Source organism: Streptomyces sp. NPDC040589, assembly GCF_055594445.1.
On the sequence record NZ_JBVIWP010000003.1, the window covers coordinates 173,597 to 200,420 of the forward strand.

The following is a 26,824-nucleotide window of genomic DNA, read 5'->3' on the forward strand; positions in this document are numbered from 1 at the left end:
CGACACAGTGCCTGATGAGAGGAGAGACAGTGATGCTCATGCGCACGGACCCCTTCCGTGACCTCGACCGACTCACGCAGCAGGTCCTCGGCTCCGCCGCCCGCCCTTCGGCGATGGCGATCGACGCCTACCGCTCCGGGGACGACTTCCTCGTCCACTTCGACCTCCCCGGCATCGACCCCGAGACGATCGAGCTGGACGTCGAACGCAACGTCCTGAGCGTGCGAGCCGAACGCAGGTCCCCCGCTCCCGAGGGTGCGGAGCTGCTGGTCGCCGAACGTCCCACCGGCGTCTTCACCCGCCGCCTCTTCCTCGGCGACACGCTGGACACGGAGCGCATCGACGCGTCGTACGAGGCCGGCGTACTCACCCTGCGCATCCCGGTGGCCGAGCAGGCCAAGCCACGCCGTATCCAGATCACGGGTGGCGACAGCCGCAGGCAGCTCAGCGGCTGACCCCGCCCGAGCACCCACCGCACCACTGAGGCAGCGTCCCGCGGGCGTCCCACCCGCGGGACGGTCACCCATGTACACCCCCAGAGGAAATCCCGCACATGACCGCGATGACGGTGCCCACTGAGACGCTCACCACGACCCGACTGCTCGACGCGGTACAGGAGTCGGGCCAGTACCCCACCAGGGTCGAGGCGGAGCGCGTCACCCGTGTCGTCCTGTCCGCGCTCGGAGCCCACGTCACCGGCGACGAACGGGTCGACCTCGCCCGTGCCCTGCCCGAAGAGGCCGCCAGGCTGATCGCCTCCCAGATCCCGGCCGCACAGCGGCTGACGGCCGCGGAGTTCGTCGACTCGATCGCCGCCCGTACCGAGGGAGCCACCCCCGCCACGGCCCGCTGGGACGTCAGCTCGGTCCTCGGCGTGCTGCCGCCCCTGATCGGCGACGACCTGGTGACCCGCATCCTGGCCCAGCTACCGCCGGGCTACGCCCTGCTGTTCGGCCGAGCGGACCTGGGCCCGACGCCGTAGCCGGGTGGGCCGCGTACGGCCGTAACCCCGCAGCCCGCGTACGACGCCACCGCCGGCCCCAAACAAATCGGCTGGCGGCGGCCGTCGGGGAAGGAGAGGCTGGCCCGAACCGTCACCGGAGGTAGGCCAGTTGAAGACTCCCCACCCGAGCACCGTCCGCACCACGTCCGCGACGCTCACCACGCCGGACGGCACCCGTATCGCCCACCACGACCACCGTCCCGAGCGGGAATCCGCCACCCCCTTCCTCCTCCTGCACGGCCTGGCCGGCCACCAGGGCGAGTGGGACGCGCTCGCCGCCCGGCTCCTCTTCGACGGCCACCGCGTGGTCACGTACGACGCCCGAGGCCACGGCGCCAGCACCCGCACCCCCGCGACCACCACCCGCGCGGCCCACGTCCAGGACGCCGTAGCCCTGATCGAGGAACTGGACCTGGCCCCCGTAACCCTCCTCGGCCAGTCCCTCGGCGGCCACACGGCGATGCTGCTGGCCGCCTCCCACCCCCACCTGGTCGAGTCCCTGATCCTGGTCGAAGCGGGCCCGGCGGGCCCGACCGCGGAACTCCCCGCGCAGATCGCGACCTGGCTGGACAGCTGGCCGACACCCTTCGAATCGCTGGAGGCCGCGGAGACCTTCCTGGGCCACGAGACCTGGACGAGAACCCTGGAGCAACGAGAAGACGGCTGGCACCCCACCTTCGACCGCGCCACGCTCATCTCGTCGGTCACCGAACTCGCCACCACCGCCTACTGGCCCCAGTGGTCACAGATCACCTGTCCGACCCTCCTCGTCCAGGGCGAACACGGCACCATGCGCCCCGACGAGCCCACCACCATGCTCACCCACCGCCCGGCCACCCACCTCACCCGCATCCCGGACGCGGCCCACGATGTCCACCTGGACCAGCCGGACCGCCTCCACGAGGCGATCAGCACCTTCCTCCTTGACCTCAAGTTTGATTGAGGTCCTACGTTGACTGCATGAACACGCAGAGCGACAACCTCAAGGAGTACTCCCAGGAAGAACTGGCCGCCCAGCCGATCGGAGCCTGGACCGGCGAGGCCTGCCGCAGGGTCGTAGGGGCCATACGAGCCCAACTCGCGGTCGAGAACCTCACCCAGCCCCACTGGTGGACCCTCAACCACGCGTCCGGCGCCCCCGGCAGATGGACCCGCCCCACCCTGACCGAGCGCCTGCTCCCGTACGACGACCAAGACACCGACTTCGACGCGGTCTACGACGACCTGGTCACCCGCGGCTGGCTCAGGGAGGACACGACGGGCGGCATGTCCCTCACGGAGGCCGGCGAGGCGGCCCGCCTCCGCGCCCGCGAACGCAACCTCCAAGTCCACCACCGTACCCACGAGGGCATCTCCGAGGCCGACTTCATCACCACGATCAACGTCCTGCGGCGGATGGTCGCCAACCTGGGCGGCAACGGGAACCTGCCCGACGACGGCAACAGCCCGACACGACGCGGTGAGGAAGAGGGCCGCTGACCCCGTCGGACCCACCATCCGACACATCAGCGGTTTCCCCGTCGTTCCCGTACACCGACGAGGCCGATCGGCTTCTGCCGGGCCCGGAGCTGCGCCGGTGGGTCCTGGCGGTCTCACGCCGATCCCGCCACTCGGGCACGAACCCGCACCCCCACCCCCGTTCCCCGCCGCCCTCCCTCCGGGCCGCTCGGCCCATCAAATCCCCGCGGTGGAGGGGCGAGTGTCAAGAGTGAAGCGAAGCGCAATCGGCGAAGCCGACGCCCGGAGGGCGCTCTTGACCCTCGCCCCGGAACCGCCAACCTCGGGAGAACCGGGCGGCCGTGAGTACCTCCTGGCCAACCGGCAGTCCAGCGGGCTGTGGGGCCGTTAGCCGCCTCTCCAGATGAGACCGTCATCAGTGGAAGAGCTCCTGTGCTCCTCCCCTCTCCTCCTTCTCGACCTCAGAGAACAGGAGAGTGGGCTCGGCGAGGATGTCGCGGCCGACCTCGCTCTTGCAGATCTCGTCGACGCTGCCGAACCGTGCTGCAGCGGGGCTTGCGAAACAGCCGCCAGGACTTCAGGGTGGCCATCGCCTGCTCGCGGACCCCCTGAACGTCAGCGTCGATGACGTGGTGACCATGGACTTGCAAGAGAATTTGCACGGTATCGAGCGGCAGATTAACGGGATTCACAATGCCCAAACGCCTGCTGTTCTGCCGGATGATGAGGAGCGTGATGACGTGCCGTTCTCGATGCGGGTTATCGCGCTGCGCCGCTGTCGGTGAGGGCTTACCTGCCCCGCGCCAGGGAGTAATTCGTCGCGCGCGTGGCGTTAGTTGACTGATAACGTACCTGGGGCCCTGCAGGCGTAGTCTTGAAGTGCTCGGGGAAATATCTATCCCGGTGGGCGACAGCGCACATATCGGAGAGAGCCGAGGGTGATTTCCATGGCCGCAGCAGCACAGCAGGCGGGCGGGCAAAACTCGCCGCCGCAAAGCGATGGGCAGGCGCGAGTGGACGCTATGCGGGCTGCCACGGACATGACGCTTCAGTCCGGGGGAGAGAGAGCCATCACCCAAGCGTTGGTCCATGGGATATGCCAAGCATTCGGCATATCGAACACCCCAGCTGCGCCGCCTCCGGGCGCGACGCCTGCGGCTCCGGGCGCGTCGAGCACCATGCCCCCAGCTCCCGGTGCATCAAGTTCCCCGTCCGCGGCTCCCGGTTCGCCGAGTACACCAGCCTCCGGCTCAGGTCCATCGGGTGGCACATGCAGTCCTGGGACAGGCGGCACCGGTGGCGTGTCCTCTGCAGGTGGCCCTCGTGGAGCGACGTTCAGCCCAAGTACGTCAGCGGGCGCATCGGGTGGTGGAGTGAGTGGCCCGGGCACCGGAGGTAGCGGAGGCGCGTCCTTCCCGGGTACGTCTGGCGGGACGTCCTCCGGGCCGGGGACGTCACTGGGTGCGTCCAGCGGTGTGTCCTCTGGCCCGGGAGCGCCCTCAGCGGGCGGGGCGGGTGGAGTGAGTGGGCTGGGGGGCGTCTCTGGTGGGATGAGTGGGCTGGGCACTGGTGGTACCGGTGGTGCGTCGTTCCCAAGCCCATCCGGTGGTCTGTCGCCAAGCGGCGCGAATGGGCCAGGCGCGACGTTCTCGAACCCGAACTCGCCGGGCGTGACGCCCTCCAGTTCGCCTAGCAGCGCCTCTTCGAACCTGAGCTCCCCAGGCAGCCCTTAACAGGGATCGCTCGGCCCTCTGGGAGAGGAGTTATGCCGATGCTGACAGGCCAAGTGTCCGGTATGCAGCAACGATTCGAGCAGGACCGGAACACCAACCGTCCAATCACGATTTGGAGCTTCCGGCTCGAACGCCAGGATGACCAAGGTGCACCCCTGCCTCGCGTTGCTGTTGAGATGCGAGGGGAGCATTTCGACGGAGCGATCGAGCCGGGAGACTGGGTCCGTGTCGAGGAGGAATGGCAGCCTGGTACAACCCTGCGCACGCAACATGTAACGAATCTGAGCAGTAATACCACTATTACTGCGAAGGGCGTCGGTTCAACAAGATCCGCAAAGCTTGTGGGGGTCCTGTTCGGCCTCTTTTTCGTCGCCGTTCTAGCCTGGGTCGTATTCGGTTTCCTCCTAAACCGATGACTCAGTGAGCCTTTTCCAACCTCGGATGGTGAGGGCGGGCTTGGTGGCTGGGCGGAATTCCGATGGACATCGCAGCCTGCGTTGACCAGGATGACGGCCGTGCCCAGCGCCATCCACGTAGCCGACTATGACCCTAGCTGGCCCCGGCAGGCCGCTACCGCCATCGAGGCTCTCCGAGCAGCGGCGCCTGGGCTGTTCGTGGAGATCGAGCACATCGGCTCGACAGCTGTCCCGGGACTGGCGGCCAAGCCCGTCATCGACCTGATGGCCGCAGTCCACGACCTCACGCACGCTGTACCCCACCAGGCGGCGCTCGCCGACCTCGGCTTCCACCCGCACCACAACGGGATGACTGACCGGCTGCTGTACGTCCGCGCAGATAACGGGGCCCGACTGTAAGCACGAAGATTTAAGGAGTGGCGGCGCGAGCACGGATTCGTTCACTGCTCACTGCGCTTACGAAGCAACGCCATGGTTCGTTCCCGACGGAGACGATTTGCCCCCTCGTGACCTTGGAGTCGCGTATGAGGGCGCCGTTGGTGATGTAGGCACACTCCACACACTCGGTGGTGTTGCCGCCGCTGTAAGACGACTTGAACCACCGGAGGCCGGAGGCTGTCTGGGGGCCAGCTGACATTCAGAGCTCCTTGCGGGCGCGATGGATCAGGGTGGAGGAAGCCTCCATGTCCAACGCTTGTGCGCGGAGGTACTCGAACGCAAGTCTGTATCGCTCCAGCTCTGCTTCCTTCTCCAGGAAGAGCGAGCCCGTGTGGAAGTCGACGTACACCACATCAAGGGCGGGTTGAGGGCCGCCGATGATGACGAAGCTCCCCAGCGCTGCTGCATGGGCGCCCTGCGAGAAGGGCAGCACTTGGAGCGTGATGTGAGGAGACTCGTTCGCTTCGAGCAGTCGATCGAGCTGCTCTCGCATAACCCCTGGTGACCCGACGACCCGGCGGATTACTGACTCGTCGAGGATCGCCCAGAGGCGCAGCGGCTTTGTGCGGGTGAGGATCTCCTGCCGCTTCATACGGATGTCGACCAGCCGCTCGATTTCCGTCGGGTCCAGGGGTACCTCGTTGGCTCTCTGCAGCGCAGTGCTGTAGGCACGCGTCTGCAGGAGGCCTGGGACATACACGCAGGAGAAGTGGTTCTCGCTTACTGCCTCGTCCTCAAGCGTGAGCAGAAGATTCATGCTCTCGGGGATGGCATCGGCGAAGGAGCTCCACCAGCCCTGCTGCTTGGCGTCCTTGGCGAGTTTGACGATGGCATCGCGTTCGGTATCCGTCGCCCCGTACTCGCGGCACAGCGCATCGACGAGGATCCACTTGACCGGTCCGGCCTGGGTCTCGTACCTGCTGACTGTTGCCTTGGATACGTCGACGCGTCGACCGGCCTCCTCAAGCGTCAGCCCCTGCCGGGCACGCAACTTTCTCAGCATCGCGCCCAGTTGTCGCCGACGGGTGGTAGTCCGCTCGGACATTCAGCTCCTTCGCCAAGCGTTGGGTGGCGGGCCCGGAGATCTTCATCAGGCTAGGCAGAGGGGGCGTCGCGCCACCATCAGATTCACCCGATGGATTCCCGTGAGAAGTTACATGGTGAGACTTCTCTGTGCCATGCTCGCTTACAGATCGCTACGCAACGCAGCCGTACGGTTACGGCGGTGCAGTAGGTGCGTGGCACGGGAGGGAGGAGTGGCCCAATGTCAGGCTGCCAAGTCATCGAACCCGGACTCCGTTGTGTCCTGCCGTTTGAGGCAGAGCCGGCGGAAGTCCGTCTGCTCCGCAGAGCCACCGTCGCGCAACTTGGCCGATGGGGCGTGTCTTCTGCGGCCGAAGAGGCGGAACTGCTGGTGACAGAACTCGTCACGAACGTCATCAAACATGTGGGAGAGGGTGCCCCGGCGACACTCATCCTGGAGTGGCGGTATGAACGCCTGCGCGTCGAGGTCCACGACAAGAGCCGGGTCCTGCCGGCCCCCGTGAGGGCTCGCTGTGACGAGGAGTGCGGGCGTGGCCTCCATTTGCTCGCGGCTCTGGCGGCGGACTGGGGGGACGGTTCTGACGGCTGTGGGCAAGTCCGTGTGGTGTGAGATCGCGGCACAGCCGGCGGCTGCGTGCCGACGTGCCGAGCGGGCTCGCGGGGCGCTTGAGTGGTACCGGGAGGGCCATCCCACAATGACTGTGGAAGGGCGCAGTAAGTCAGTTCTCCTTGAGGAGTCTGCGGTCGAGCTGATCGCGGACTTGCTGCACTGGACCGCCGCCCAGGGCCAAGACCCGGATGACGTACTGGACCGGGCCCAGGTGCACTACGAAGCCGAGGTGGCTGCCGCCGCCTGACCACCGGCACCTTGCCCCTTGGCTTCAAGGCGGCCCTTGCCGTGTAGACAGAGCCGCTCGCAAAAGTGCGGCGGCATCGTCAGGCGCTCCGTGCTGGTGAAGCTGGGCCGCTGCCCGCATCACATGGGGATCGGGATTGTCCCGTCCGTAGATGTGGATCAATGTGCTTGCCAGGTCGTCCAGTTGACCTTCGCGCAGGACGCATACAAGGGCCGCCGTCTCTATTGGGCTGAGCACTTCTGCGGAGTGGCGCAGTAGGGCCAGAGCCCCGTCTTGCCGGCCGCCGCTCTGCAGGGCTTCGGCCTGGCGGACGACAGCCAGTGCGGCTCTCTTCTCGGGATTACTCTGCTGCCGGTCCCCCCTCCGAGGGGGGACCGGCAGCAGAGCCGCGTCAGCCCGCGCCGCCAGACGCGATCGCTGGCCGGCCCGAATCGCACGCCGTGCGGTGGCCTTGAGGGCGCGCGTCTCTCTCGCCTTCAGTGTCCGCATCTTGTGCTTCAAGGCCGCAGCCTCCTCCCGCAGGGCTGCGGCCTCCTCCTTTACGGTGCCGAGTTCGGTCTGGATGTCGTTGAGCTCATCGGCGCTATCGCTGGCCTGCTGCCGCAACGCCGCCGCCTCGCCGCGCAAGCTCACACAGTCGCCGCATTGCTGCTCCGCGGTGGCCGCGGAGTGCAACTCCTCTAGATCGGCGAGCGTGATGCCTACCTTCTCCACGCCCCCACCGTCGTTGGTCGCGGCAGCGTGAAGAAGCCTGACGATCGTTATGTCCGGCAGGTACTCGGCGCGGAGGAATCTGGACAGTGACGACTCGCAGGTGTGCAGCCGGTCGGCTGCCTGCTTCTGCGTGGGGGCGCTGCCGTTGGGCTCCAAGGCCAGGAGGCGGCAGAGTTTCTGCAGTTCGGCAGCAAGCGCGCGTTTCCCTGGCGGAACGTCACTGCCGAACTCCTTCACCGTCCAGCAGTAGGGAGTCTTGCTTCCTTTTGGTCGTGGCATATCACGCACTTCGCTTTCCGGTTCTATATGTAGCGAACCCGCTCAAATCGGCCTTCTGTTGACCCATGTTGTCGACATTGCGGCCGCTCCAGGCTGAGGTCTGGTCAATTGTGCATGACGGGAGGCAAGTTGTGTCCTTGCTACCTGTTGCGCAAGTGTTCCAGGGGGGACTGGTTTTCGGTTCTTGGTGGGACACTGTGGATAGCCGCTCGTGGAGCGGGGGGTGGCTAAGACGCCTGTGTCGCTGCGTGAGTTACGCATGCGCACATACTGCGCCTTTGCCAAAAATGCGTGCGATTCGACCTCAGGAGTGACAAATGGCGCTGCCGTCCTGGCGGGACGCGAAGTTGGGAAGCATGGCTCGGGCCGCACTGTGGCTCGTACAGGAAGTGGGGGAGGACAAGATCTTCACGAAGGCCGAGCTGCGCGAGGCGTTCCCGGACGTCGCTCAGATCGACCGGCGCATGCGTGACCTGCGGGACCACGACTGGAAGATCTCGACCAGCCGTGAGGACCCGACTCTCCGTCAGCAGGAGCAGCGGTTCGTGGCCCAGGGGGCGGAGGTGTGGATCCCTGGCAAGTCGAAGGCGCCGAAGCACAAGGCGAGCCTTACCGCCGCCCAGCGCGCCAAGGTGCTGGACGAGGACGGTTACCTCTGCCGCACGTGTGGCATCGCGGCTGGTGAGCCGTACGAGGAGGGAATCGAACAGGCGGTGCTCAACGTGGCCCGCCGCCAGGTGATCCAGCCTGGCGGAGACGTCACCTACGAGTTGGTCACCGAGTGCAAGCGGTGTGGTGTGGGCAGCTCCGGCCGGCAGGCCGACCTCGGGCGTGTTCTGGAGCAGGCGGCTGCCCTGTCGCCCATGGAAAGGCGGGTGCTCGGCGCCTGGATCGCTGCGGACCGGCGTTCCCTGAGTCCGCTGGACAAGCTCTGGGGCCAGTACCGGACTCTTCCGGAGACCTCCCGTAAGGCTGTGGCGGATGCACTCGACGGCGCGAACGACTAGGAACAGGACACCCGGAAAATGATGCGAGAACTTCCCGCTCCGCCGCAGGCGGACGAACTGAGCGAACTGATCAAGAAGAAGGTCGCGGAGGCGCAAACGGCGGGCGGGACCCGCGAGACGGTGACCGTTGACTGGAATGAGCAGAAGGCGCACGTCGACGTGATCGACCTGCCCCTCAGCAAGCTCTACTTCAACCCCAGCACGCACCGTATCCGGGCCCAGCGGAGCCACGACGCCGCGAAGGACGCGGCGCTGGACCAGAGCCCGTGGAGCGCGGAGAGCCAGGACTACCTCCGTTTCCTGCTCCAGGCCTCGCCCACCGACACGAACCTGCGCGACGTCGACTTCGACGCCTTGAAGGACAGCCTCGACGAGTTCGGCCAGAACGATCCGGGGCTGGTCACCCATCAGGGAATCCTGGTGAACGGCAACACCCGGGCGGCCGCCCTGCGAGAGCTTGGCGGTCAGTCGATGCGCGTGGGCGTGCTGCCTGAGTCGTTCACTTGGGCGGACATCAACGCCGTGGAGCTGTCCTTGCAGCTTCGCCGGGACCATCGGCGTGACTACTCCTACATCAACCGCATCATCGCCATGGAGGAGCAGGCGGCCCTCGGGCGTACGCCCGAACAGATTGCTAAGGAGTTCCGGATCCAGGTCCGGACGTACCACCAGGAACGCTGGATCCTCGCCACGATCCGTGAGCTGATCAAGCGCAGCCAGGACGTCGGCGGCAACGGCCTCCGGCTGGTCGACTGGGAAGGCGCCCAGGAGCGCCTCAAGGAACTCCAGCGCTTGTACGTGAAGCTGGAGACGCTCGACCGCGACCAGGCGGAGATTCTCAAGGAACTGCGTCTGGCCGCCATTCTGCTCAACTTCTCCAAGACCGACGTGCGGCACATCAACGAGGACTTCCTCAAGGAGGGGCTGGAGCAGAGGCTGCTCTCTGCCGGTCCGGCGCCTGAGGATCGGCCTGAGGCCAAGCCGACGGGCGTAGTGATCCCTGGGCTCGGGGTGGAGGTTCCGGCCGCCTCCTCCGCGGTGGCTGACATGAAGGCGCTCAACGACCGTCTGTTGCGTGCCGCCGCTGTCGTACGAAGCAGGAGCGAGGGCCCTGACCTTGGTAACGAGGCGAAGGAGCAGGCGCAGAGTCTCCTGGAAGACACGAAGAAGACCTTCGACGACGCCATCGAAGCCGCTGGCCGCAGTGCCCGGCTGCGCAAGCGCAAGCAGCTCGCGCCCGCCCGGCTGGCGGAGGCGTGCGCCAGCATCGACCAGTGCGTCAGCGACCTGGTGCAGGCCCGCACGTCGCGCAGCCTTGACGAAGAAGCCTTCGATGACGCGGTGATCAAGCTCCGTGGCAGCCTACTGAAGCTGGCCCAGCAGGCGGGCCGCGGTCTCCAGGATCCGGGCGACGGCGTGGCCTGGCTGATGGACGCTGTCGCCACGGAGGCCCGATAGTGACGAACGCATCGAGCGAAACGTCCCTGCACTTGGGGTTCGACGAGACGCACACGCGTGTAGTGCTCCGGACCACTGAGCACCACCAGCCGGACCTGGTCCAGCTGGCCGCCCGTTTCCGGACGGGCGGCCAGCTTGGCCTGCTCAGCGCCTCTGTTGCTCTTGATGACTTCCTGGCAAACCTGCAGGTTCTTGGCGACTGGCCCGACCCCAGCGGTGTGGAGTGGTCCTCCGCCCTGAGGAAGCTGGCGACCGGTGTCCTCCAGGACGCGCGGACCGTGGAAACCAGGCTGGCGGGTACGGGATCTTCCGGCGAGGTCGACGCGGACGATGTTCCGAGTCTGCTCGGAGACAACTGGAAGGGTGAGCTGAGCGCCTTCCAGCGCAGGGACATCGCGAAGCTCCTGTCTCTCCAGCACGGTGCGAACTTCAGCGTGCCCGGGGCCGGCAAGACGCGCGTCGCACTCGCTGTGTATGCGGCTCAGAAGGCCGCCGGCCACGCGCGGCGGCTTCTGGTTGTCTGCCCGAAGTCGGCCTACGACTCGTGGCGTTTCGAGACGGCGGAATGTCTGACGCACGCGCTGCGCGTCAATGTCCTGGACGGGTCGCTGGACCAATGGGCGGAGGTGCTCGTCGTCAACTACGAACGGCTGGACCGCTCGCTGTCGATGCTGACCACCTGGCTGGCAGCCCAGCCCTCCATGATCATCCTTGATGAGGCGCACCGGATGAAGCTCGGGGCCCGGGGCACCTACGGTGCAGCGTGCATGGCCCTCGGGCCACATGCGGACCGGCGCCTGATCCTCACAGGTACGCCGGCTCCGAACGGTTCCAAGGACCTGGAGAATCTGCTGGGCTTCGTGTGGCCGGGGCACGGGCAACAGACTGTCGTGCGCGCCGTGGCCGGGGGAGACCTTCGGCAGGCAAGTACGGTGCTGCGGCCGTTGTTCACGCGGACGACCAAGCAGGAACTCGGTCTGCCTCCTGTTGATCTGGGCATCCGTTACGTGGACATGCCGCCCCTGCATGACGAGATCTACAGCTCCCTCGTCGGCGGGATGAGTAACGGGGCGGCCAGGGAGGATCTCAGCGCGCTCGGCAAGACGGCTCTGCGGCTTCTCATGGCCGCTACGAGTCCGGCTCTGCTCCTGGAAGGAGCCACCAAGTACGAGCCGCTGGCTTACCAGTTGCCTCCGCTGGAGATTCCCCCAGGCGGCTCTCTGTACTCGAAGTTGCAGAACCTCCCCGACCACGAGCTGTCACCGAAGTACAAGGAAGCCGTGGCGATCATCGCCGAGAACGCGGCGGCTGGACGTAAGACGCTGGTTTGGACGACGTTCGTCCGGAGCCTTACGACGCTGGAGCGCATGCTGGGGAAATTCAGTCCGGCCGTGGTCTACGGAGGGACCCCCGACCGAGAGGAACAGATCCGGCGGTTCCGCGATGATCCGGCCTGCATGGTGCTCATCTCCAACCCGGCGACCCTCGGCGAGGGCATCAGCCTGCACCACCACTGTCATGACGCTGTCTACGTGGACCGCGACTTCATGGCCGGCCGGTTTCTGCAGAGCTTGGACCGCATCCATCGCCTCGGCCTCGCGCCGGACACCGAGACGCGGGTCACGGTCCTCGCCGTACGCAACTCCATAGACGAGGTCGTGGCTGCGCGGTTGGAACAGAAGCTGGCCTTCATGGGCCAGATCCTGGACGACCCCACAGTCCAGCAGCTTGCCGACTTGGAAGAGGAGCCGTCGGTGGCGGCTGGTCTGGCGCCGAGTGACATCGAAGCGCTGCTGAGTCACCTGGGGGGCAACCGGTAGCTGGCTGCGTGAGGTGGACGCAGCGCACTACGATCGATGCTGTGTCCTCCGAAGCCGTATGGGAAGCCCCGGAAGGTTCCTGGGCTTCGTCCGCTGCCCGCCGTCGCAACATGCAGGCGATCCGCAGCCGAGATACAAAGCCGGAATGGCTGATCAGACGTCTGGTGCACGCCCAAGGGCTCCGCTACCGGGTGGCAGCACGCCCCATACCAGACCTTCGCCGGACGGCCGACTTGGTCTTCCGCCCAGCGAAGGTCGCGGTATTCATTGACGGCTGCTATTGGCATGGCTGCCCTGAACATTACGTGCCTCCTAGAACGAACTCCGGTTACTGGTCGGAGAAGGTGCTGCGTAATGTGAAGCGGGACCGGGACACAGATCAGAGGCTCAGTGACGCGGGCTGGCTCGTGCTCCGGTTCTGGGAGCACGAGCAGTCAGTGGCTTGTGCCGACAAGATTGCCGCGACGGTCCTCGCGCGCAGGCGCGGGAGCGGTTGTCGCTGAAACTGAGAGTTCCATTTGGCGTGGAATGTCATCCAGGGCAGCTGAGCCCGAGGAGTCGACGTCGTAGTTGCTAAGAAGTTCTTCCCGGTGCTCCGGTCGCAGAATAGCAGCGATTGCGCGGCCTACGGCTTCAGCGACCGGCGGAGGGAAGGCATTTCCCACTTGCCGGTACTGTGCTGTCTTTTTCCCCTGGAATCGCCAGTTTCGCGGAAATCCTTGGATGATGGCGGCTTGCTCGACCGTGAGCATGGGGCCGTTCTCCCTGAACAAGTCCCGTTCCGGGTCGCATGCCTTCGGGTCGTTGGCCACCCCCATGGCGTCAACTCCCATGGCTGCCCACGCCCTCTTTGCTCGCGTGGGTCCAAGGTCGGCGCCGCCGTGCTTCCTGGATCCACCCACCAACGTGGGGGCAACGCCGCGGCCGGCGGCCGCGGACTTCCGAGCCGCGTCGAGCCAGTCGTTGTAGACATCCTCGCCTGTCCGCTGTCCGGGCTTGGCCGGCTCTCCCCACTTGTTCTTGTCCCAGTAAGGAAGGCACCGTTCCCGCATGGTCCTTTTGAGGCTTTCCGCGACAGCGGCTTCGTCGCCCTTGATTCCCAGCGGCCAGCAGAATTCATTGACGCCGAGCTTTGAAAAATCCTCACGGATCGCTACTAGGATAGCTCGAGGGCGTAGCTGAGGGACGCCGAAATCCTTCGCATCGAGTCGGCGCCACACCTTTCGCATCTCGAGATCCTGGGCCTCTGGAGAAAGTGAAGTGTCAACGTTGGGGACCGTGTAGCCAGCGCGGCGCAGTCGATCGAGGATCTTGCCCCTGTATTCGATGAAAACCTCGGGCGGCTCGAGGATCCCCCGGACATTTTCAATCATGACTGCTTTAGGGGTGAGTTTTTCAATGATGTTCAGAGCATCCGGGAAAAGATCGCGCTCATCATCTTCGCCCAGTCTTTTTCCGGCCAGGGAGAAAGGAGGGCAAGGGACGCCGCCTGCGAAGAGGTCGAGGGAGTCGCCTTTGAGGTCAAGAGCCTGGAATGCGTCTGAAGTGAGGAATCCCTTGACGTCCATAGGGTCGAGGGCCTGGGCCTTTTGCGGCGTCCACCCGGGCCAGCGTCCGACGTTGGCCCGCAGTGTACTGACCGCGTGCTGGTCCCACTCGACAAGTGCCAAGTGATCAAATCCGGCGTTGTGCAGCCCCACGGCCTGCCCACCGGCCCCCGCACAGATCTCGATCGAGGTCAGTGGCGTGGTGAACTGCGGTCGCTTCTGGCCGCTGGGGGGCATGCCGCTCCTTCTGGGGATGAACCATCGTGCTTGTGAGGGGGACCATGGCTGTGGACGGTCGCTCCAAACCAAAGTCTCGCATTTTCCAGGCTCTCCCTTGGCACCAGTAGGTGACGGCCGGATGCCAGGCCCGCGAGACTAGCCCTCGGTTGCGCGCACGCACCGGGCAGAGGGCGATTTTAAGGGGTGTACAGAAAGGCGTTGGCCGTTGCTAGACGCCCTTGCCCTGGTCGGCCCCGTGACACTCGCCGTAGGCCTGGCCCGACCCACACCAGCAAGCCGCCCCCGACTGCGGCGGCCAAGCCACCGCCCGCCCCCTTGCCGCCAGTGTCGTGGCGTACTGAGGGAGCAGCGTCGCATCGTCCGGGGACGACAGTTCCGATGCCGCGAAGGCCTCGTACGACGGGACCGTGCCGGTGACGATGCCCAGGTTCGGGGTGCCGGAGGAGGCCAGTTCTCGGAGGGCGGACTCTATGGTCGCGAGGTGGGCCTCGTGGGTCGGGTACTCCGCCGTAAGTGACGGGTACGCCTCCAGGAGTTCGGCGAGTTCCGTGGCCGGCCAGTGGAGGATCGCCACCGGGAACGGGCGGGACAGGGCCTCTCTGTAGGCGCCGAGTTCTGCTCGGAGGCGGAGGATCTCGGCCTCCAGTTCCGCCGGGTTCTCCGAGCCCAGGGACCAGACGCGCTTGGGGTCGTGGAGTTCGTCCAGGGTGATCGGGAGGGAGTGGACCGTGTCGGCCAGGGCGTCCCATTCGTCGTGGGACTCGCCCAGCATGCGCCGTACGCGGTGGCGGCCGAAGAGGAGGGGGTGGGTGGCGTAGGGGGGCTCCGCCACGTCCGTCAGGAGGCGGTGCACGGCCTCCGTGAACGTCTCCTGGGCCGCTTCCAGTTCGTCGTGGGATTCGAGGGCTTCGGCCACGATGACCCAGGGGGCGGGGTCCTGGGGGGAGGCTGCCCGGACGCCCTCGATGATCGCCCTGGCCTCGGCCTCGTGGCCGTACTCCCAGAGGTTGGAGGCCTTGAGCGCCCGTACCAGGTGGGGGTTGTCCAGGTCGGCCGCGGAGGACAGCAGGCGGTCGTAGAGCGTGGACGCGGTGGGGCGGTCGCCGGAGAGTTCCAGGTGGGCCGCGGCCCGTAGCAGCAGGGCCTCGGCGTCCTCGGGATACAGGCCGGCGGTCCGCTCCAGGCGTGCCGCTTCGGCGGTGTGGTCGACGTTTTCGGCAGGCGTGTCGGGGCGCATGGGGGACACCGTACTGCCGGGAGGTGGCGAGCGTGAGAGATGTGCAGGCCAGACCGCTGATCTGCCCGGATTCCCCATGCCCGCCGCCCCGGCTCTACGGATCGCCCCGAACCGCCGCCGTGCCGTACGCAGCCGACCTACAGTGTGACGCCGTCCACTTGGAGTGTTTGGACCGACTTTGCCGCGAATGGGACGCTTACCGATTTTCCGTTCAGGCGGATGTCCGAGCGAGGGGTGTAGAGGTCGCCGCCGCCCGTCGTCACCGTGTTCCAGCGGGGGACGGCGCCGTTCGAGCCGCCCGTCACCGTCGTGAAGCGGGAGAGGTCGAAGGTGAGGGTCTGGGCGGAGGCGGCCGTGTTCACCGCGACGATCACCAGGCGGCGGGATGTCGCGTCGTACGCCGCTACCGCGTAGCTCACGCCCGTGTCCAGGATCGTCATGCCGGGGCGGATGTGGCGGCTGAACTGGGCCAGTACGTAGTGCTTGGTCTGGACCGTGGTCGGCTGGAGGGTGTTCGCGTCGTAGGCGATCATCGCCCAGCCCGCCGACGGGTCCATGACCTGCCAGTAGCACCACGCCGTGGGGTGCAGCCAGCGGAAGTCGTAGCAGAGGTTCGAGGCCAGGGTGAGGCCCGTGCCGTCGCTGTCGCCCGTCTCGGAGTTCCACAGCTTCTTGCGGGACGTCGTCACCACGTCCGTGTAGAGGAGGTCGCGGCGGCCGCCCGAGCCCTGGTAGCCGTGCACGTTGACCTGGGAGACCAGGGCTTTGGTGGCGGAGTTGAAGGACGCCCAGGTCGAGCGGGCCGTGTCGTAGTTCGTTTCGTCCGAGGCGGCGATGCGGAGGCTGTTGAGGCCGCGTTTGTCCAGCTCGCTGCGCATGTACGGGAGTACGGCCGCCTGGACCGCGGGGTCCATGTGGCAGCCCTCCTGGGTGCCGGTCGCGGTCCACCAGGTGGAGGCCGGCTCGTTGAAGGGGTCGACCGTCGCGAAGTTCACGCCCCAGTTGTTCTTCGCGTAGAGGGCCGTCGCCGCCAAGTGGCTCGCGTGCTGGCGGTAGTTCCAGGTCTGGAGGTTGTTGCCGCCGCCCGCCGCGCCCGAGGGGTTGTGGTTGGCGCACATCCACCACATCGGGGAGTTGGCGAAGAGTTCTGTGATCGCGCCGCGCTGCGTCGCCTTCACCAGCATCGCGCGCTGGTTGGCGTCCGCCGACCACTTCCAGGCCGAGGAGGCGGGGTCCTCGTTGTTCCAGTCCTGCCAGAAGCCCTCGATCTGCTTGAAGGCGGGGATGTTGGGGGACTCCGCCATCGTCTCGCCGCCGACGCTGTTCCAGCTGGACGCGCCGAGGTTGTAGCGGGCGATGTTGAGGCCCAGGCCGGGCAGGGAGCGGCCGTTGTACGTCACCGACTTGGTGGTGAAGAAGAGGTCCGCGAAGTCGTCCCGGGCGCCGAAGACATTGGCCCACCAGGCGAGGGAGGTGCCCCAGCCCTCCCAGGTGCCGTAGGTGGTCGAGGGGGTGACGGCGATGGTGGCGTCCGCGTGCGCGGTGCCGGTCGCCAGGGCGCTGCCGAGGAACGTACCGCCTGCTGCGGACAGCAGGGTTCTGCGTCGTATCACGGCTCCTCCGTAGGGGAGTTCAGGGGAATGGGGGGCAGGCGCCGGTCCCCCCGGCCCGGCGTCGCGGGGTGGCCCTCGACGGCATCGAGTCGAGGGCATCGAGAAGCATCGGGTGTGGCGGGTGGGTTGTCGAGAGTTACGACGAACCTTTCTCAAACCCGTGTACGAAGTCTCGGACGCGGTCGGAGCGGGGGATCGTGTATAACGAACGGAGTGCGGTGAACGGGTAGTCGAGCGAACGCGCGTACGGGAGGAGGGGCCGTCGATGATCCGCGGTTGGACGAATTCGCGTCCCGCTCTCGTGCTGCTCTGCCTGGTCCTGGGCGTGGCGCTGCTGGACACCGGCAGCCTCACCGCCACCGTCGCGCTCGCGGCGACCGCCGCGGCCTCGGCCGCGCTCGCGGTCTGCGCCCTCGTCGCCTCGCGCTGCGCGCCCGCCGTGCCCCGCACCCGTGTGCGTACGGCCATCCGCGACCGTGACCTCCGTACGGCCTTCCTGCCGCAACGCGACCCGGACGCCAAGGGGCGCCCCCGGCCCCGGGCGCCCGGACACGCCCTCCGGGCGACCTTCGCGTAGGGGCACATCACCTAGCTGACCCCGCGTGGGTCGTCATGCCGCCATGACCAACTCCCGGCACGACGAGACCCCCGGAGGGCTCACGCATGTCCGTCTTCGCCAACCTGGTCGAGCACCTCGCCGACCTGCTCCAGCCGTTGTTCGGCGCCTCCGCGGCCGCCGCCGCGATCGTCCTGTTCACCGCGCTCGTACGACTTCTCGTCCACCCCCTGTCCCGGGCCGCCGCGCGCGGCCAGAAGGCCCGGACCGCGCTCCAGCCGAAGATCGCCGAGCTGCGGAAGAAGCACGGGAAGAACCCCGAGAAGCTGCAGAAGGCCGTGCTGGAGCTGCACGCCGAGGAGAAGGTGTCGCCGCTGGCCGGCTGCCTGCCCGGGCTGCTCCAGGTGCCCGCGTTCTTCCTCCTCTACCACCTGTTCTCCAGCGACACGATCGGCGGGCGGGCCAATGAGCTGCTCGGCCATGAGCTGTTCGCCGCGCCGCTGGGTGCGCGGTGGACGGACGCGCTCAGCGGGGGCGGGGGCGGTGCGCTGAGTGGCGCCGGGCTCGTCTACGTCGGGCTGTTCGTGATCGTCGCCGGTGTCGCGGCGTTCAGCTACCGCCTCAGCAAGCGGATGATGGCCGCGAACCCGGTCGTCGCCGCCGGGGGCGGTGGTGGGGAGCAGCTGCCCGGGCTGGGGGCGGTGACCAAGGCCATGCCGTTCATGTCCTTCTTCACGCTGGTCACCGTGGCCGTGGTGCCGCTGGCCGCCGCGCTGTACGTGGTGACCAGTACGACGTGGAGTGTGGTCGAGAGGGCCGTCCTCTACAGGTAGTCCCCCGCTTGGTCCCCGGTGACGGTCCAGTACGTGAACTGGGTATTGCGGAGTGGACTCCCAGCTTGGAGGATCGACCAGTCCTCCGATGGCTGTCCCGCCGCATCCGGGTCGCACGCATCGGTCGGGCGCCCGCGATCGAGGGAGACGTGATCATGAAGCTGCTGCGAGTCGGTACGGCGGGGGCGGAGCGGCCCGCGCTGCTCGACGCCGAGGGGACCCTGCGGGACCTGTCGGGCGTCGTCGCGGACGTCGACGGCGCGCTGCTCGCCGACGAGGCCGCGCTCGGCAGGGTCCGGGCCGCCGCGGACGCCGGTGAGCTGCCCGCCCTGGACGCCACCGGGCTGCGGATCGGACCGCCGCTGGGCCGGATCGGCAAGATCGTCTGCATCGGGCTGAACTACCACGACCACGCGCGCGAGACGGGTGCCGAGCCGCCCGCCGAGCCGGTCGTCTTCATGAAGGCGCCGGACACGGTCGTCGGGCCGCACGACACGGTGCTCGTGCCGCGCGGGTCCGTGAAGACCGACTGGGAGGTCGAGCTGGCCGTCGTGATCGGGCGTACGGCCAGGTATCTGGGGTCCGCGGAGGAAGGGCTCGCGCATGTCGCCGGGTACGCGGTGGCGCATGACGTGTCCGAGCGGGAGTTCCAGATCGAGCGGGGCGGGACCTGGGACAAGGGGAAGAACTGCGAGACGTTCAATCCGCTCGGGCCGTGGCTGGTGACGGCGGACGAGGTGCCCGATCCGCAGAATCTGTCCCTGAAGCTGTGGGTCAACGGGGAGTTGAAGCAGGACGGGACGACGGCTGAGCAGATCTTCTCGGTGGGGGAGGTCGTGCGGTATCTCAGCCAGGTGATGACCTTGTATCCCGGGGATGTGATCAATACCGGGACGCCGGCGGGGGTTGCGCTGGGGGAGCCTGAGCCGAAGCCGTATCTCAGGGCCGGGGATGTGGTCGAGCTGGAGATCGAGGGGCTGGGACGGCAGCGGCAGGAGTTCAAGGACGCGTAGGCGCTCCGCTGGGTGAGCCGGGGAACTGCGGTGCTCTTCGGCTGCGGGCCGTCCGTGGCCGGTCGCGCAGTTCCCCGCGCCCCTCAGGGCGCCTCCCTCAGGCCAGTACCGAAGCCAGGTCGCGCCACGCCTTCCTCGGGAGGGCGTCCCGGGGCTCGTCGTTGATGAGCTGGAGGGCGATGTGGTCCGCGCCCGCGTCGAAGAACGTGTCGATCTTGGCGCGGATCGCCGTGTCGTCGCCCCAGGCGAACAGCGCGTCGACCAGGCGGTCGCTGCCGCCGTCCCGCAGGTCGTCCTCGGTGAAGCCGTGCCGGAGGAAGTTGTTGGTGTAGTTCGGCAGCGGGAGATAGATGCCGAGGAACTCGCGGGCCAGGGCGCGGGCGCGGGTCGGGTCCGTCTCCGGGACCACGCCCAGTTCGGGGGCGAGCAGGGGGCCTTCGCCCAGGAGTTCGCGGGCGTGCGCCGTGTGCTCCGGGGTGACCAGGTACGGGATCGAGCCCGCCGCTCGGTCGCGGGCCAGGCGGAGTGACTTCGGGCCCAGGGCGGCCAGGAGGCGCCGGTCCGCCGGCACTCCGGCGGCGTCCAGGCCGTCGAGATGCTCGACCAGGGCCGAGTAGGGGCGGGCGTACTGCTCCACCCGCTTGGCGTGGCTCACCCCGAGGCCCAGCAGGAACCGCCCGGGGTGGGCCGACTCCAGTTCCGCGAAGGCCGTGGCGGCGGCGTCCGGCTCGTGCTGCCAGATGCTCTGGATGCTGGTGCCGACGGTGAGCCGGGAGGTCGCCTCGATCAGCGGGGCGGCGTTGGCGGCGGAGCTGTTGCCGCCCAGCCAGACCGCGCCGTAGCCGAGTTCCTCCAGTTCGGCGGCGGCCTCGGCGAGTTCGCCGCGTCGGTCGGGGTCCTCCGAGCGCAGGCCTACGCTCCAGATGCCGTACCGGCCGACGGTTTCCTTCAGGGCGGTGGTCATCGGTTGCGATCCCTCCGGTTGGGCGCCGTGCCTGATCGTGCGTACAGCAGGTGCCAACCGGAGGGACCCGGCACTAATTCCGGCCCATTACCCCGGGTTTCCGCTAACGGTCCTTGCTCAAGAACTCCTCCAGCGCCTCCACCACGAACCGGTGGTCCTGGAGCTGCGGCAGTCCGGACACCGTCACCGCGCCGATCACGCCCACGCCCTCGACGGTGATCGGGAAGGAGCCCCCGTGTGCCGCGTAGGCGTCGGGGTCGAGGCGCGAGGACTCCTCGAACGTCGTGCCCTTGGCGCGGAAACGGGCGCCCACCAGGTAGGAGGCGGAGCCGTAGCGCTCGACGACCCGGCGCTTGCGGGCGATCCAGGCGTCGTTGTCCGGGGTGGAGCCGGGCAGCGCCGCGTGGAAGAGCTGCTGGCCGGCCCGGTGGATGTCGATGGCGAGCGGGGCCTGCCGCTCCCGGGCGAGTTCGACGAGGAGCGAGCCGAGGGCCCAGGCGTCGTCGTGGCTGAACTGCCGGAAGACCAGGCGGCGTTCCTGCGTCTCCAGTTCCTCCAGGCTCGGGGTGAGCTCCGGCTGGAACTTGGGGCCGAGTTCCTGGTGGTGCGAAGGGCTGTGCGAGCTCTTGTGCGTCACAGGGTCACCGTCACCTTCTCGCGGGCCGAACGACGGGCGGCCTCCAGTACGTCCAGGGCGGCGGCCGCCTCCAGGGCGGTCACCGGGTTGGGGCCGCCCTCCAGCAGGGCCTTCGCCACGGCCGCATAGTAAGCGGGGTAGTCGCCGGGGAGGGTCGGTTCGGGGCGGCCACCCCCCGTTACGGGCGACTCTCCGGAGCCCACGCGGCCCCACTCCGACTCGGGCTCGACACCCCAGCCGGGGCCGGGGCGCAGGCCGTCCCGGAGGGCCGCCTCCTGGGGGTCGAGGCCGTACTTGACGTAGCCGGCGGTGGAGCCCAGGACGCGGAAGCGGGGGCCGAGTTGCGGGGTCGTCGCGGAGACGTGGAGGTGGGAGCGGACGCCGTTCGTGTGCGTGATCGCGATGAACGTGTCGTCGTCCGTCTCGGCGCCCGGGCGGCGGATGTCCGACTCCGCGTAGACGGCGGCCGCCGGGCCGAAGAGGGCCAGGGCCTGGTCGACGACGTGGCTGCCGAGGTCGTAGAGCAGACCTCCGATCTCTGCGGGGTCGCCGGACTCCCGCCAGCCGCCCTTCAGTTGCGGGCGCCAGCGCTCGAAGCGGGACTCGAAGCGCCGGACGTCGCCCAGCTCGCCCTCGCTGAGCAGCTTGCGCAGGGTGAGGAAGTCGTTGTCCCAGCGGCGGTTCTGGAAGACGGAGAGGAGCAGGCCGCGCTCCTCGGCGAGGGCGGCCAGCTCGCGGGCCTCGGCCGCGGTGCCCGCGACGGGCTTGTCGACCACGACCGGCAGGCCGGCCTTGAGGGCGGTGGCGGCGAGCGGCACATGCGTCTTGTTCGGGGACGCGATGACGATCAGGTCCAGCTCGGCGGCCCGGTCGAACAGCTCGTCCGGGGTGGCGGCGAAGCGTACGTCCGGGAACTCGGCACGGGCCTGCTGCTGCCGTTCGGGGTTCGAGGTGACGACCGTGTCGAGGGTGAGGCCCTCGGTGGCGGCGATCAGCGGGGCGTGGAAGACGGAGCCGGCGAGGCCGTAGCCGACGAGGCCGACGCGGAGGGGTGTGCCAGTCATGGCCACCACTTTCGCAACGCTGTTGCCAAAGTGCAAGCGCCGGGGACAATGGGGGACGTGAACAGGGCGGACGACCGTACGGGCGGGGTGGGCGGCATGCAAGGGACCGGAGGTGGGGTGAACCTGCTCGCGTTGCGCAGTCACAACGCGGCGCTGGTCCTCGACCTGCTGCGGACGGCCGGAGCCGACGGCATCAGCCGGCTCGAACTCGCCGAGCGGACCGGGCTCACCCCGCAGGCGGTCAGCAAGATCACGGCCCGGCTGCGGGAGGACGGCCTCGCGGCGGAGGCCGGACGACGGGCCTCTACGGGGGGCAAGCCGCGGACGGTGCTGCGGCTGGTGCCCGAGGCGGGACATGCGGTGGGCGTCCATCTGGACCGGGACGAGGTGCGGGCCGTGCTGGTGGACCTGCGGGGAACCGTGGTGGGCGAGCGGCGGGCCCCGCTGGACCTCGGGGCCGGGGCGCGGGCCGTGCTGACGGCGGTGACGGAAGCGGTGCGGGAGACGGTGGCCGAGGTGCTGCCCGCCGGGCCACTCGCCCGGACGGATTCCCTGCCCGGGGAGGCGGTTGGCGAGGGTCGGCTGGGCGGGGCGGGGTCCGCCGGGGGCGCGGCGGGCCAGGCGTCGAGCTCCATGCAGCTGGCCCGGGCCGGTTCACCGGTCGGGGCGGGGGGTGTGCCGGAGGTGGTTGGCGAGGGCCGGCCGGGTGGGGCGGGGTCCGCCGGGGACGCGGCGGACCAGGCGTCGAACTCCATGCCGCTGGCCCGGGCCGGTTCACCGGTCGGGGCGGGGGCGGTGCGGGAGGCGGTCGGCGAGGGCCGGTCGGCCGGGGCGGGGTCCGCCCGGGAGACGGTGGCCCAGGCGCCGGCCTCCATGCCGCTCGCCGGGCCCGGGTCCCTGCTCGGGGTCGGCGTCGCGCTGCCCGGGCCGCTCGACCACGCCCGCGGGGTGCTGCACCGGGTGACCGGATTCCCCGAGTGGGACGGCTTTCCGCTGCGGGAGGCGCTGGCGGAGCGGCTCGGAGTGCCGGTGGTGGTCGACAAGGACACCAACGCGGCGGCGCTGGGCCTGGCCGCCGGGGGCGAGGGCGGCTCCTTCGCCTATCTGCACCTCGGCACGGGACTGGGCGCCGGTCTGGTGATCGGCGGGACCGTGCACCGGGGGGACAGGACCGGGGCCGGGGAGTTCGGCCACCAGGTGATCCAGCTGGACGGCCCGCCCTGCACCTGCGGCGACCGCGGCTGCGTCGAGGCGCTGTGCCTCGGTGCGGTGGCGCGCGGCGACACGGCGGAGGCGGCCCGGGTCCTGGGCGCCGGGGCGGCGAACCTGGTGGGCCTGCTCGACATCGACGTCGTCCTGCTGGGCGGCCGCACGGTGGCCATGGCTCCCGAGGCGTTCGTGCGGGGGGTAGGGGTGGTGCTGGAGGCCTGGGCCCGGCGGACGGGCCAGGAGGCCGTGCCGGTGCGGGTCGCCCCCGGGGGTGGGCGAGTCGTGGCGGTGGGGGCGGCTCAGCTGGTGTTGGGGCCGGTGTTCGGGCGTGGGGGTGGGTGAGGCGGTGTCGGCGGGGGTGCGGCTCGGCTCGGCCGGTGCCGAGGTCGGGCGGCGGGGCGGTGGCTGACTGGGATGTGCGAGGCGACTGAGCGGCGCGCGTCGGCTCCGGACGAGGCCGGGTGACCCGGCATTGGCCGGGGCCCGGGAAGCGACGTGAGGGCGGGTCGGTCAGTGCCGGGGTTCGGCGGCTGACCGCTGCCGGCCGGATCCGGGTGGGGCCGCCTCCGTGGGGAAGATCCGGGTCAGGTGGTAGTCCAGCACCGTCCGCACATCCGCGAGGGAACGGCGTTCGTGCAGGACGTCCAGGCCCAGCCCGACGGCCCCCGACACCAGCAGGTCGGCCTCGTACGTCCGGTCGATGCCCGGTGTCGTGAGCCCGGCTGCCTCTCCCACCGCGATGACGTCGGCGACGAGCCGCTCCAGCGGCTGCTCGGCGGCCAGGAACACCGTCGCGAGTTCGGGGTCGGTCAGGCTCCGTGCGTAGTACGCCGTGAACACCCGCAGCGCGAAGGCGCGTTGCTCGTCCAGCGGCAGGAACTCGTCCAGTATCGCCCGCAGCAGCGCGCACGGCTCCGTCATGTCGTACCGGATGCGCCCCTGGGCCAGCCGCTCGTTCTCCTCGTGCAGCAGGCGCAGCGCGTCGACCAGCAGGGCCTGCTTGGAGTCGAAGTGGTACTGCACGACCCGCAGCGACACCCTCGCCTCCGCCGCGATCCCGCGCATGCTCGCCGCGTCCAGCCCCTGCCGGGCCGCGATACGCCATACCGCCTCGGCGATCCGGCGCCGCTGCCGCGCCCGGACCTCCGTGGGCCGGGACACGGGCGGCGTGCCCGGCTCGGGCAGCGGCTGCCTGCGCCGGCGGTAGGCCCGTGCCTGGCAGCTCCGGGAGCAGTAGACCGGCGGGCGGCCTCGGCCCGGACGGGCCATGGGCCCGCCGCACACCGCGCACGCCCGTCGTTTTTCGTCACGCACCCCTTCACGATAGCGCGCCGAGAAAGTGTGATGTAAAGGAAGAATGGTGGGCTGGAGAAGGCCAATCCATCTTCTCCCATTGATACGTTCGTAACGTCTGGTCCTCCCCCGTGAAAGGAAAGGCCATGAAGTACGACGTCCTTCAGGTTCTCGGCATGGTGCTGCTGGTGGTGAGCGCCCAGGCGCTCATCCGGCTCCTCGTCGACGAGGGCGAGCGGGGGCTGCTGGACGGGCTCCCCGGTGGTTTCCTGCCGCTGCTGCTCGCCTACGCGGTTCTCACCGCCGCCGGTGTCCTCCTGACCGGCTGGGCCCACTCGCGCGCGAAGGCCCTGGGGCGCCGCTAGGGCGGCGGCGAACGGCCTGAGGGCGGCTGTCCGCCGACCGGGCGGATTCGCACCGCCGTCCGGGGGCCTTTCCGGGCCGCGTCGCTCGCGATCGCCCGCATCCGGCAATGTCACATCTCCATGCGACTCTGTACGGCCGCTCACCTCTGCCTGGCGGCAGCCGCCGCCGTCCTGCTGCCTGGTGCTCACCCGGCGTACGCGGACGATCCGGCGCCCGCCTGTGCCGCGCCCGACGACCACACCTTCCCGCTCACCACCCGCATCCACGGCGGGCCGGACTCCTACACGGCCGGGGGCGGGTACGGGACCTGGTACCTCGACCTGACCAACACGACCGACCGGACCTGCACCGGGATCCATCCCGTCGTCGTGCTCGTGGACGACAAGCGGGCCCTGGAGGCGTCCCAGCCCCGGCTGGAGTTCTTCGAGGGGGCGCGGTCCCACAGCGTGCGGTTCGAGAAGAGTGGGGAGGACGAGCTCGTCGGGGCGCTGGCCGACGACGAGGACCGGTTCGCCGGGTTCACCGTCGGGCCGGGAAAGACCGTCACCGTGAAGGTGCGGCTCACGGTCACCTCGGACGCCGTGCCCAACGACATCACCGCCAACGCCGCCGTCGTGCAGCGGCACGACGACGACGGCGACTGGGTCGGGCAGTCCAACGACTACCGGTTCGGCATCGACAGCGACGCGCCGATCGACGGTGGTGACAGGGAGACCGACGGCGGCACCGACTCCCAGCCGGATCCTGATCCGGAGCCGACGGCCTCCGTCCCGCCCCGCGAGGACCGCTTCCCGTTCGCCGAGGAACTCGCCCGCACCGGCATCGGCGTCCGGGTCACCGCGGCCGCGGCCGCGCTGCTGCTGACCGGGGGCGGCGTGCTGCTCCTCGCGCGGCGGCGCCGCTGAGGCCGGCCGGCCGGCCCGCGGCGCGGGGCTCTGCGCCGTCCCGCCCCTCGGGACGCCGCGACCGGCCCGTTCCGCATGATCCCGCCACTGTTTAGGCTAGGGGCTGCCTGGGGGATTCCCGCCTGCCGCGCACCGCCTGGCACGCACGCTCGCCGCGTTGCCGAACCGCCCATGTGGCTCCGCCACGCGGGCGCTCCGGCGCCTTGCGATCGCACGCACCGGACGCCGCGTGGCCCGCCCTCCGGGCGGACGACGGGAATCCCCCAGGCAGCCCCAAGGCGCACGCTGGACCGCGTACGGCAGGAGATCCCGCACATGGCAGACCGCAAGCCCATCGAGTCGTGGCTCACCGACATGGACGGTGTGCTCATCCACGAGGGCGTTCCGATCCCCGGCGCCGACGCCTTCCTGAAGAAGCTGCGTGAGTCCGGGAAGCCCTTCCTGGTCCTCACCAACAACTCGATGTACACCCCGCGCGACCTGCACGCCCGGCTGCGCCGCATGGGCCTGGACGTGCCGATCGAGAGCATCTGGACCTCGGCCCTGGCCACCGCCCAGTTCCTGGACGACCAGCGGCCGGGCGGGTCGGCGTACGTCATCGGCGAGGCGGGCCTGACCACCGCGCTGCACGACATCGGCTACATCCTGACCGACCACGAGCCGGACTACGTCGTCCTCGGCGAGACCCGCACGTACTCCTTCGAGGCCATGACGAAGGCGGTACGGCTCATCATCGGCGGCGCCCGCTTCATCTGCACCAACCCCGACGAGACCGGCCCCTCCACCGAGGGCCCGCTGCCCGCGACCGGCGCGGTGGCGGCGCTGATCACCCAGGCGACCGGCAAGAAGCCGTATTTCGCGGGCAAGCCGAACCCCCTGATGATGCGGACCGGCCTGAACGCCATCGGGGCGCACTCCGAGTCCAGCGCGATGATCGGCGACCGCATGGACACCGACGTGCTGGCCGGCATGGAGGCCGGGATGCAGACGTTCCTGGTGCTCACCGGGCTGACCCGGCCCGACCAGGTCGAGGACTTCCCGTACCGGCCCTCGCAGGTCCTGGACTCGATCGCGGACCTCGTCGACCGGGTCTAGGGCCCGCGAGGGCAGCGCACCCAAA

General features: G+C 68.9%; 30 protein-coding genes. 20 read left to right on the forward strand and 10 right to left on the reverse strand.

Annotated elements, in window-relative coordinates; genetic code table 11:
• Window positions 1–32: 32 nt before the first annotated feature.
• From ACZ58V_RS13295 to ACZ58V_RS13325, 7 genes are all read left to right on the forward strand, one after another.
• Window positions 33–455, forward strand: coding sequence for an Hsp20/alpha crystallin family protein (locus ACZ58V_RS13295; RefSeq protein ID WP_468190263.1), 423 nt, complete (start codon window positions 33–35; stop codon window positions 453–455).
• A 98-nt stretch (window positions 456–553) separates the two neighbouring features.
• Window positions 554–982 carry a DUF2267 domain-containing protein gene (locus tag ACZ58V_RS13300; protein ID WP_471290054.1) on the forward strand — a complete coding sequence of 143 codons (429 nt, stop codon included), beginning with the start codon at window positions 554–556 and terminating at the stop codon, window positions 980–982.
• Between the two features lie 130 nt (window positions 983–1,112).
• A complete protein-coding gene (locus ACZ58V_RS13305) occupies window positions 1,113–1,946 on the forward strand; it encodes an alpha/beta fold hydrolase (RefSeq protein ID WP_471290055.1) in 834 nt (277 codons plus the stop codon).
• A gap of 17 nt (window positions 1,947–1,963) precedes the next feature.
• Window positions 1,964–2,482: a MarR family transcriptional regulator gene (locus tag ACZ58V_RS13310; protein WP_471290057.1), complete on the forward strand. Its 519-nt coding sequence runs from the start codon at window positions 1,964–1,966 to the stop codon at window positions 2,480–2,482.
• Between the two features lie 470 nt (window positions 2,483–2,952).
• Window positions 2,953–3,246, forward strand: a complete 294-nt coding sequence (locus ACZ58V_RS13315; protein WP_471290058.1) for a hypothetical protein — start codon at window positions 2,953–2,955, stop codon at window positions 3,244–3,246.
• A gap of 980 nt (window positions 3,247–4,226) precedes the next feature.
• The gene (locus tag ACZ58V_RS13320) at window positions 4,227–4,610 is read left to right on the forward strand and encodes a hypothetical protein (RefSeq protein ID WP_471290059.1); all 384 of its coding nucleotides are present in this window, start codon (window positions 4,227–4,229) and stop codon (window positions 4,608–4,610) included.
• A 90-nt stretch (window positions 4,611–4,700) separates the two neighbouring features.
• Window positions 4,701–5,009, forward strand: coding sequence for a GrpB family protein (locus ACZ58V_RS13325; RefSeq protein ID WP_471290060.1), 309 nt, complete (start codon window positions 4,701–4,703; stop codon window positions 5,007–5,009).
• Window positions 5,010–5,019: 10 nt separating this feature from the next.
• On the opposite strand, the gene ACZ58V_RS13330 is transcribed toward ACZ58V_RS13325, so the two are convergent.
• Entirely contained in the window at window positions 5,020–5,247 is a 228-nt protein-coding gene (locus ACZ58V_RS13330) for a DUF397 domain-containing protein (protein ID WP_471290061.1), read from the reverse strand.
• A complete protein-coding gene (locus ACZ58V_RS13335; protein ID WP_471290062.1) occupies window positions 5,248–6,093 on the reverse strand; it encodes a helix-turn-helix domain-containing protein in 846 nt (281 codons plus the stop codon).
• 219 nt (window positions 6,094–6,312) lie between these two features.
• On the opposite strand from ACZ58V_RS13335, the gene ACZ58V_RS13340 reads away from it, so the two are divergent.
• Window positions 6,313–6,702, forward strand: coding sequence for an ATP-binding protein (locus ACZ58V_RS13340; RefSeq protein ID WP_471290063.1), 390 nt, complete (start codon window positions 6,313–6,315; stop codon window positions 6,700–6,702).
• Window positions 6,703–6,787: 85 nt separating this feature from the next.
• Window positions 6,788–6,949, forward strand: a complete 162-nt coding sequence (locus ACZ58V_RS13345) for a hypothetical protein (protein ID WP_471290064.1) — start codon at window positions 6,788–6,790, stop codon at window positions 6,947–6,949.
• 24 nt (window positions 6,950–6,973) lie between these two features.
• Here ACZ58V_RS13345 and ACZ58V_RS13350 read toward each other — a convergent pair whose 3' ends face one another.
• Window positions 6,974–7,900, reverse strand: a complete 927-nt coding sequence (locus tag ACZ58V_RS13350; RefSeq protein ID WP_471290065.1) for a hypothetical protein — start codon at window positions 7,898–7,900, stop codon at window positions 6,974–6,976.
• 359 nt (window positions 7,901–8,259) lie between these two features.
• Here ACZ58V_RS13350 and ACZ58V_RS13355 point away from each other — a divergent pair, with 359 nt between their 5' ends.
• From ACZ58V_RS13355 to ACZ58V_RS13370, 4 genes are read left to right on the forward strand one after another with little or no spacing between them, the layout of a single operon-like run.
• Window positions 8,260–8,949 carry a hypothetical protein gene (locus ACZ58V_RS13355; protein WP_471290066.1) on the forward strand — a complete coding sequence of 230 codons (690 nt, stop codon included), beginning with the start codon at window positions 8,260–8,262 and terminating at the stop codon, window positions 8,947–8,949.
• Between the two features lie 18 nt (window positions 8,950–8,967).
• The gene (locus ACZ58V_RS13360; RefSeq protein ID WP_471290067.1) at window positions 8,968–10,407 is read left to right on the forward strand and encodes a ParB N-terminal domain-containing protein; all 1,440 of its coding nucleotides are present in this window, start codon (window positions 8,968–8,970) and stop codon (window positions 10,405–10,407) included.
• On the forward strand, window positions 10,407–12,227 hold the full coding sequence (locus ACZ58V_RS13365) for a DEAD/DEAH box helicase (RefSeq protein WP_471290069.1): 1,821 nt from the start codon (window positions 10,407–10,409) through the stop codon (window positions 12,225–12,227). Before ACZ58V_RS13360 ends, ACZ58V_RS13365 begins: the two co-directional genes overlap by 1 nt.
• A 41-nt stretch (window positions 12,228–12,268) precedes the next feature.
• On the forward strand, window positions 12,269–12,730 hold the full coding sequence (locus ACZ58V_RS13370; RefSeq protein ID WP_471290070.1) for a very short patch repair endonuclease: 462 nt from the start codon (window positions 12,269–12,271) through the stop codon (window positions 12,728–12,730).
• Here the strand turns inward: ACZ58V_RS13370 and ACZ58V_RS13375 are convergent.
• From ACZ58V_RS13375 to ACZ58V_RS13385, 3 genes are all read right to left on the reverse strand, one after another.
• Window positions 12,662–14,011: a DNA cytosine methyltransferase gene (locus ACZ58V_RS13375; protein ID WP_471290071.1), complete on the reverse strand. Its 1,350-nt coding sequence runs from the start codon at window positions 14,009–14,011 to the stop codon at window positions 12,662–12,664. The two genes, ACZ58V_RS13370 and ACZ58V_RS13375, sit on opposite strands and share 69 nt — an antisense overlap.
• A gap of 211 nt (window positions 14,012–14,222) precedes the next feature.
• Window positions 14,223–15,251, reverse strand: coding sequence for an SEC-C domain-containing protein (locus ACZ58V_RS13380; protein ID WP_471290072.1), 1,029 nt, complete (start codon window positions 15,249–15,251; stop codon window positions 14,223–14,225).
• Between the two features lie 137 nt (window positions 15,252–15,388).
• Window positions 15,389–16,864, reverse strand: a complete 1,476-nt coding sequence (locus ACZ58V_RS13385) for a glycoside hydrolase (RefSeq protein WP_471290073.1) — start codon at window positions 16,862–16,864, stop codon at window positions 15,389–15,391.
• Between the two features lie 265 nt (window positions 16,865–17,129).
• Here ACZ58V_RS13385 and ACZ58V_RS13390 point away from each other — a divergent pair, with 265 nt between their 5' ends.
• From ACZ58V_RS13390 to ACZ58V_RS13400, 3 genes are all read left to right on the forward strand, one after another.
• Window positions 17,130–17,441, forward strand: coding sequence for a DUF6412 domain-containing protein (locus tag ACZ58V_RS13390; RefSeq protein WP_359894024.1), 312 nt, complete (start codon window positions 17,130–17,132; stop codon window positions 17,439–17,441).
• An 86-nt stretch (window positions 17,442–17,527) separates the two neighbouring features.
• Window positions 17,528–18,253, forward strand: coding sequence for a YidC/Oxa1 family membrane protein insertase (locus tag ACZ58V_RS13395; protein WP_471290075.1), 726 nt, complete (start codon window positions 17,528–17,530; stop codon window positions 18,251–18,253).
• A gap of 155 nt (window positions 18,254–18,408) precedes the next feature.
• Window positions 18,409–19,266, forward strand: coding sequence for a fumarylacetoacetate hydrolase family protein (locus ACZ58V_RS13400; RefSeq protein WP_468190227.1), 858 nt, complete (start codon window positions 18,409–18,411; stop codon window positions 19,264–19,266).
• 97 nt (window positions 19,267–19,363) lie between these two features.
• Here the strand turns inward: ACZ58V_RS13400 and ACZ58V_RS13405 are convergent, their stop codons facing one another.
• The 3 genes from ACZ58V_RS13405 to ACZ58V_RS13415 all read right to left on the reverse strand — a co-directional run bounded on the left by ACZ58V_RS13405 (window position 19,364) and on the right by ACZ58V_RS13415 (window position 21,931).
• Window positions 19,364–20,230, reverse strand: coding sequence for an LLM class F420-dependent oxidoreductase (locus ACZ58V_RS13405; protein WP_468190225.1), 867 nt, complete (start codon window positions 20,228–20,230; stop codon window positions 19,364–19,366).
• A 103-nt stretch (window positions 20,231–20,333) separates the two neighbouring features.
• Complete coding sequence (locus tag ACZ58V_RS13410) at window positions 20,334–20,867, reverse strand: heme-degrading domain-containing protein (protein ID WP_471290077.1); 534 nt, start codon at window positions 20,865–20,867, stop codon at window positions 20,334–20,336.
• Window positions 20,864–21,931, reverse strand: coding sequence for a Gfo/Idh/MocA family protein (locus ACZ58V_RS13415; protein WP_471290078.1), 1,068 nt, complete (start codon window positions 21,929–21,931; stop codon window positions 20,864–20,866). The genes ACZ58V_RS13410 and ACZ58V_RS13415 overlap by 4 nt, the downstream gene beginning before the upstream one ends.
• 48 nt (window positions 21,932–21,979) lie before the next feature.
• On the opposite strand from ACZ58V_RS13415, the gene ACZ58V_RS13420 reads away from it, so the two are divergent.
• On the forward strand, window positions 21,980–23,482 hold the full coding sequence (locus ACZ58V_RS13420) for an ROK family protein (RefSeq protein ID WP_471290079.1): 1,503 nt from the start codon (window positions 21,980–21,982) through the stop codon (window positions 23,480–23,482).
• Window positions 23,483–23,650: 168 nt separating this feature from the next.
• Here ACZ58V_RS13420 and ACZ58V_RS13425 read toward each other — a convergent pair whose 3' ends face one another.
• The gene (locus tag ACZ58V_RS13425; protein WP_471290080.1) at window positions 23,651–24,454 is read right to left on the reverse strand and encodes a TetR/AcrR family transcriptional regulator; all 804 of its coding nucleotides are present in this window, start codon (window positions 24,452–24,454) and stop codon (window positions 23,651–23,653) included.
• 125 nt (window positions 24,455–24,579) lie between these two features.
• Here ACZ58V_RS13425 and ACZ58V_RS13430 point away from each other — a divergent pair, with 125 nt between their 5' ends.
• The 3 genes from ACZ58V_RS13430 (at window position 24,580) to ACZ58V_RS13440 (ending at window position 26,799) form a co-directional block, all read left to right on the forward strand.
• The gene (locus ACZ58V_RS13430) at window positions 24,580–24,798 is read left to right on the forward strand and encodes a hypothetical protein (RefSeq protein ID WP_468190215.1); all 219 of its coding nucleotides are present in this window, start codon (window positions 24,580–24,582) and stop codon (window positions 24,796–24,798) included.
• A gap of 120 nt (window positions 24,799–24,918) precedes the next feature.
• Complete coding sequence (locus tag ACZ58V_RS13435) at window positions 24,919–25,704, forward strand: hypothetical protein (protein ID WP_471290081.1); 786 nt, start codon at window positions 24,919–24,921, stop codon at window positions 25,702–25,704.
• Between the two features lie 315 nt (window positions 25,705–26,019).
• On the forward strand, window positions 26,020–26,799 hold the full coding sequence (locus ACZ58V_RS13440) for an HAD-IIA family hydrolase (protein WP_468190212.1): 780 nt from the start codon (window positions 26,020–26,022) through the stop codon (window positions 26,797–26,799).
• Window positions 26,800–26,824: the final 25 nt, after the last annotated feature.

Excerpts from the sequence above, each read along its gene's own strand:
- ACZ58V_RS13295 (WP_468190263.1), top strand. The coding sequence starts at position 33 with ATGCTCATGCGCACGGACCCCTTCCGTGACCTCGACCGACTCACGCAG.
- ACZ58V_RS13300 (WP_471290054.1), top strand. The coding sequence starts at position 554 with ATGACCGCGATGACGGTGCCCACTGAGACGCTCACCACGACCCGACTG.
- ACZ58V_RS13310 (WP_471290057.1), top strand. The coding sequence starts at position 1,964 with ATGAACACGCAGAGCGACAACCTCAAGGAGTACTCCCAGGAAGAACTG.
- ACZ58V_RS13315 (WP_471290058.1), top strand. The coding sequence starts at position 2,953 with ATGTCGCGGCCGACCTCGCTCTTGCAGATCTCGTCGACGCTGCCGAAC.
- ACZ58V_RS13320 (WP_471290059.1), top strand. The coding sequence starts at position 4,227 with ATGCCGATGCTGACAGGCCAAGTGTCCGGTATGCAGCAACGATTCGAG.
- ACZ58V_RS13325 (WP_471290060.1), top strand. The coding sequence starts at position 4,701 with ATGACGGCCGTGCCCAGCGCCATCCACGTAGCCGACTATGACCCTAGC.
- ACZ58V_RS13330 (WP_471290061.1), bottom strand. The coding sequence starts at position 5,247 with ATGTCAGCTGGCCCCCAGACAGCCTCCGGCCTCCGGTGGTTCAAGTCG.
- ACZ58V_RS13335 (WP_471290062.1), bottom strand. The coding sequence starts at position 6,093 with ATGTCCGAGCGGACTACCACCCGTCGGCGACAACTGGGCGCGATGCTG.
- ACZ58V_RS13340 (WP_471290063.1), top strand. The coding sequence starts at position 6,313 with ATGTCAGGCTGCCAAGTCATCGAACCCGGACTCCGTTGTGTCCTGCCG.
- ACZ58V_RS13345 (WP_471290064.1), top strand. The coding sequence starts at position 6,788 with ATGACTGTGGAAGGGCGCAGTAAGTCAGTTCTCCTTGAGGAGTCTGCG.
- ACZ58V_RS13355 (WP_471290066.1), top strand. The coding sequence starts at position 8,260 with ATGGCGCTGCCGTCCTGGCGGGACGCGAAGTTGGGAAGCATGGCTCGG.
- ACZ58V_RS13360 (WP_471290067.1), top strand. The coding sequence starts at position 8,968 with ATGATGCGAGAACTTCCCGCTCCGCCGCAGGCGGACGAACTGAGCGAA.
- ACZ58V_RS13375 (WP_471290071.1), bottom strand. The coding sequence starts at position 14,011 with ATGCCCCCCAGCGGCCAGAAGCGACCGCAGTTCACCACGCCACTGACC.
- ACZ58V_RS13380 (WP_471290072.1), bottom strand. The coding sequence starts at position 15,251 with ATGCGCCCCGACACGCCTGCCGAAAACGTCGACCACACCGCCGAAGCG.
- ACZ58V_RS13390 (WP_359894024.1), top strand. The coding sequence starts at position 17,130 with ATGATCCGCGGTTGGACGAATTCGCGTCCCGCTCTCGTGCTGCTCTGC.
- ACZ58V_RS13395 (WP_471290075.1), top strand. The coding sequence starts at position 17,528 with ATGTCCGTCTTCGCCAACCTGGTCGAGCACCTCGCCGACCTGCTCCAG.
- ACZ58V_RS13400 (WP_468190227.1), top strand. The coding sequence starts at position 18,409 with ATGAAGCTGCTGCGAGTCGGTACGGCGGGGGCGGAGCGGCCCGCGCTG.
- ACZ58V_RS13405 (WP_468190225.1), bottom strand. The coding sequence starts at position 20,230 with ATGACCACCGCCCTGAAGGAAACCGTCGGCCGGTACGGCATCTGGAGC.
- ACZ58V_RS13415 (WP_471290078.1), bottom strand. The coding sequence starts at position 21,931 with ATGACTGGCACACCCCTCCGCGTCGGCCTCGTCGGCTACGGCCTCGCC.
- ACZ58V_RS13420 (WP_471290079.1), top strand. The coding sequence starts at position 21,980 with ATGGGGGACGTGAACAGGGCGGACGACCGTACGGGCGGGGTGGGCGGC.
- ACZ58V_RS13430 (WP_468190215.1), top strand. The coding sequence starts at position 24,580 with ATGAAGTACGACGTCCTTCAGGTTCTCGGCATGGTGCTGCTGGTGGTG.
- ACZ58V_RS13435 (WP_471290081.1), top strand. The coding sequence starts at position 24,919 with ATGCGACTCTGTACGGCCGCTCACCTCTGCCTGGCGGCAGCCGCCGCC.
- ACZ58V_RS13440 (WP_468190212.1), top strand. The coding sequence starts at position 26,020 with ATGGCAGACCGCAAGCCCATCGAGTCGTGGCTCACCGACATGGACGGT.